Source organism: Anabaenopsis sp. FSS-46, assembly GCF_029891665.1.
In the GTDB taxonomy this organism is placed as follows: Bacteria; Cyanobacteriota; Cyanobacteriia; order Cyanobacteriales; family Nostocaceae; genus Anabaenopsis; species Anabaenopsis arnoldii.
On sequence record NZ_JANQDG010000076.1, the window covers coordinates 1 to 4,957 of the forward strand.

The window sequence follows — 4,957 nt, forward strand, 5'->3', positions numbered from 1 at the left end:
CTATTCATTACCCACATTTTTCTTAACAATCTTGAAACATTTATGTGGACACGGTTTCAACGCTTGAAAATTTACCTACTCTTGACAAAATGTACCTTATTCTTCTTGATAAAACCCTTATTTTCTTGAGAATCATCAACGGAGGATTAAGGTTTGGGGGTTTGCGAGCGATCGCTCTCACGAATGTTAAGAAAGATCCGGGTAATGGATAGCCTTGTAAGGGGAGGGTTAGGGATCTTATTGTTTTTTGTGTGTTCGTTGTGTTCCCCATTCCCTGTTCGGTGTGTTCGGTGTGTTCGGTGTTCCCTAAGATGAAAATTACTTGTTGAAAACTTATCAAACAACCTCTTAAGAATTTTCAGCTTGCCTTCCTTATAAGGAATAGAAAGAATTCACAGAGTGACAACTCAACTGTTTAGCATTTATCCGCGTAAACTCACCCACCGAAGGATTCCCGTCAGGATCAATTACTCCTGTCACCTGTTGCCAGAGTTCCTTGGGTGCTAAGGAAATATCATACCTACCATTATTCAACTGACGCACATAATACCAGTTTTTCTCCTGACAGTGTTCACACCAAAAAGCCTCTAACCACTCTCCTTGTATGGTAACTGCTGTGTAATTGGCGATGGACAATAATGCGGCTCGCCGACTTAAACCCCGTTCCTGTAATTGTTCTGCTTTATCGGCGAAAAGTTTATATTTTTGACTCACGCTATCCAAATAACACCCATGGATAGGGCAATAAATAGCCCTACGTTTTGAACGTTTCCGATTCCGCTCACATCTTTTGTGCAATTCGACCTCCTCAGCTAAATTACAGTTGAACTCGGAAGGTTACGTTTAGAGGGACTCAGATCAATGAGATGATCGAGAGCTTAACTCTTCAGTAGATACTACCGAAATTAGGGTATCATACTTACTGTTTTTTATGTCATAACATGGAAAAATATAGACGAATTTGAAAGAAATAGAACTTACGCAACTGGCACATTGCGATTCGCCGCAAAATAGTAGTTTAGTGCTATAAAAAAGCACATCAACAGTTTTGGTCTAAAGTCTTTGTCTGCGGTTTTGACTACTGTGTGAAAAAACTCAATATCGGGATGGTAATGCTACACGGGACATCGTGAAATTAGGACTACGTAATGTGGGACACACACAGATATCAAGTCTCTGGAGATATTGACCTCTGCTTGGGTGGAGAAATCTCTTTAAGTAAGTCGAGTCGTGGGAAGAGAAAGCCTAAGAAGTGATCTTTGCAATCTTTCTTACACCCGTAAGGGTTAGCAGGAAGAAGATGTCAATCCTTATCTAACCATTTCCCCGTAATTGCTTTTAATTGGGACTGTATCTTATCTCTCTTCCTTGGGGCATTTCTGGAATGATTATAGTGAGAATAGTGGTAATAATTGTTGTAGTAATAACTGCTATTACTAGATATACAATTAACTACCATGCCCAACACTGGCAACTGTGAATTTACTAACAATGCCTTTGTCGTCCTGATAGCATCAGAGTCAACCACACCAGGACGAGAAACTAACAAGATTCCATCTGCTATTTTCCCGATAATTGTGGCATCGGCAATAAATCTCAAAGGTGGAGTATCAATAATCACACAATCATAATCTTGGGACGCTTGTTTTACTAACTCCTCCATCCGCCGGGAATCTAGTAGTGCAGCTGGGTTAGGAGGTATGGTTCCAGTAGTTAGCAAGTGCATATTTACCGATATTTCCTGGGAACTTTGTGCGAAATAAGCCTGCCCCGCCAAAATATCACTTAAACCCATCAAGTTACGTTTTTTCCACACCTCATGTTGACGGGGGCGACGCATATCTGCGTCAATTAATAGCACTCGCCTTCCCATCTGAGCGCTAGCCAATGCCAAATTAGCTGCGATAAAAGATTTACCCTCACTTGGTAAACAACTACTAACCACAATCACCTTGAGTTGCTTGTCAGAAAGAGTAAAACCAAGGTTGATTTGCAGCATTTCAAAAGCGGAATTCACTCCCGAATAGGGGTTATCCAGTAATGGTAATTCCGTTGTCCCCTCTTGACGGTCTAACTGAGGAATGGCACCCAACAAAGGATACCCGAACAACCGCTCGGCTTCCTCGGCTGTTTTTACAGACTTGTCTATAGCATCCAGGAATAGAGCCGAGCCCAAAGCTAAAGCAATGCCTAAAAATCCCCCCAGTGCCAAATTCAATTGAATACGAGGAGAAACGAATTTATCCGGTAATAAAGCCTCAGAAACAATCCTGGCATTACCGACATTCTGATTTTCCACAACTTGCACTTCTTGTAATCTAGTCAGCATTTGTTCATAAATGCCTCGTGACACTTGTAGCCGTCGTTGTAGCTGTAGTTGTTGTTGTTCGAGCTTGGGTAAGTTTCTCAGACGGGCTTCATCAGCACTAAAAGCTTGGTTCAATACATTAACTTGATTCTCCAAGCCCAGCCGTTCTACTTCTACTTGCACCAAATTAGCAGTTAAGGTTTGTTTGAGCTGTCCCATTTGTAAATCTTGCTCTGCGATCGGTTGTGAACTACCCAGAGTTTGACTAACTCTTCCTTCCAACTGTGCCCTCAAAGCTTGTTCTTTCTCTAATAAATTAACAACTGTGGGATGTTGATCTGTTAACCTTGACCTTTCCACCGCTAACTGGTCTTGAATCTTCTGGTATTCTGATAGCACTTGTTGTACTGCTCTTGACTGACTCAGACTGCTCAGGGACACAGCTTGCTGTGTACTCAATGCCAATTGATTTTGCAAAGCACCAGAACGACTGTTAGCATCTGCCAACCTCGCCCGTAGTAGAGTAATCTGGTTAGATATTTCATAGAGTCTTTCAACTCCTTGTTTAGCTTCTTCTTCTAAGGCGACAATTTCGTATTTTTCTTTAAACAGACGTAGTGCTAATTCCGCAGATGCAACTTGTGCCTCCACCTTGGGTAATTCCTCCATGAGAAATTTCCGGGCGGCTGTAGCTTGGGAACGGTTGGTCAAGACATTATTATCTAGATAAGCGTACATCAATTGATTGACGATCGCCCGGGCTTGATCAGGACTAGTATCACGGTAGGACAACTGCATAATATCAGTTCCCCGGATACTTTGGACTTTGAGGTTACCGAGAAAACCACTGATGCCTAAGGGTTCCCCATCCTCATTCTTCAGATGCAAGGCATCAATGGTTTTTTGAATCAGGGGGTGAGAGCGAATAATTTCGGCTTGGGTGTCCAAAGGGTTGGATGTGCTTCCTACACCACTGAGTTCTCCGAGCTGCTCACTGACACCTGTCAAAGACGCACTACTTTGTTTATCAAAAATCAGTTTACCTTCGGCTTCATAAATGGGCTTTTGACTAAAAGTATAAAAAGCTGTGAGACCAAATACAGAGGTGGCTATGGTGACTGTGGGCAACCACCGTCTTTTGATAGTTAGCCAATACTGTGCTAAATTAATCTCGTCTTGGTCTTCTTGATAAGATGGCATAATTTATCTATAACTCTACAACGCCAATCATTTATACTTGTTTAAATTCACATTGTATAGTCTAATGTTATTCCATAACTAAAATTTTGGCAAAAAACCACCCCTAAGATATCAGAGCAGATAGATACTAAGGTTCGGAGTAACAGTTGCGTAACCACTCAGGATAGAGAAAGCTTTAGTCCTGTGTACAAACTGTGAGTTATAGTATACGCTACTTCACCACTAACAATAGATATATTCCCTGGAGTAAACCCCAGGGGACATAAGCGAGTTGCCAAATTTACTTAGTATAATAAAAATCCTAAATTATTTTCATGGGGGTAAAGGGGACGCGTCAACAGCTATACAAAGATTGAATAAACTGCCATTCTTGAAACAACCCCTCTCTCAAGGATACCTGGGGTAGATAACCGATAATGTTTCTGGCCTTAGATACATCAGCCGCCGTGTGGCGTGCATCGCCCATCGCCTTTTCAATGTGATTTCTTTTAATTGGTTGACCGACAATTTCTGCCATTGTATCTAAAACATCTGTTAACACTACCCTACTACCACCACCAATATTCAAGATTTCCCCCACAGCTTCTGGTACAGTAGCGGCAGCTAAATTAGCCGCCACAGCGTCACTGATAAAGGTAAAGTCACGGGTTTGTTTTCCATCACCGTAAATAGGAATAGGCTGATCCTCAATTACTGCTTTAAAGAACTTATGAAATGCCATATCTGGGCGCTGTCTTGGTCCGTAAACTGTAAAATAACGCAGTGAGACATAGGGAACACCAAAGTTTTTGTAATACAGTCCACACAATCTTTCTGCTGCGAGTTTAGTAATACCATAAGGTGAAACTGGCTGGGGACAAATTCCCTCATGGGTAGGTAAGGTTTCGGCATCGCCATAAATACTAGAGGTAGAAGCCAAGACTAATCTTTTCAGGTGCTTGCTATCTTTTGCCGCTTCCAGTATAATCTGTGTGGCATTAATGTTGCGCTCAGTGTAAGCACGAAAACCCTGACCCCAACTTGCACGTACCCCCGCTTGAGCAGCTTGATGGTAAACTATATCTACATCTTCTAGCAGTATCTCCCAATCTAAAACCTGAATATCTTTCTCAATTAAAGTAAATGCGGGATGATTTTGGAACCTGGCGATGTTTTTGCGCTTCAGTTCGGGACTGTAGTAATCATTGAACTCGTCAACTCCAATGACTTGCTGTCCTTGATTTAACAGAGTTTCTACAAGATGAGAACCGATGAATCCAGCGGCTCCGGTAACAATAGTTTTAGTCATGAGATAATTTAGTATAGGGTCACAAGTGTTGAATGTTAAGAAAGAGGTGATAAAAATAGCCCAAAATATGGTAAATTTTGGGCGAAGGATTAAAACCAATTAATTGATGATGATTATAAATTCATTTCCCAAGATTGTCAAAGACATCCTCAGACCGTTGC

At 41.6% G+C, this 4,957-nt stretch carries 3 protein-coding genes; all 3 read right to left on the reverse strand.

From position 1 onward, the window contains the following. Positions 1–372: 372 nt before the first annotated feature. Positions 373–798: a hypothetical protein gene (locus NWP21_RS08750; protein WP_280792390.1), complete on the reverse strand. Its 426-nt coding sequence runs from the start codon at positions 796–798 to the stop codon at positions 373–375. A 505-nt stretch (positions 799–1,303) separates the two neighbouring features. Beyond that, entirely contained in the window at positions 1,304–3,508 is a 2,205-nt protein-coding gene (locus tag NWP21_RS08755; RefSeq protein WP_280792391.1) for a polysaccharide biosynthesis tyrosine autokinase, read from the reverse strand. 334 nt (positions 3,509–3,842) lie between these two features. Continuing rightward, positions 3,843–4,796 (reverse strand): NAD-dependent epimerase/dehydratase family protein, encoded by a 954-nt coding sequence (locus tag NWP21_RS08760; RefSeq protein ID WP_280792393.1) that lies wholly within the window; start codon positions 4,794–4,796, stop codon positions 3,843–3,845. Positions 4,797–4,957: the final 161 nt, after the last annotated feature.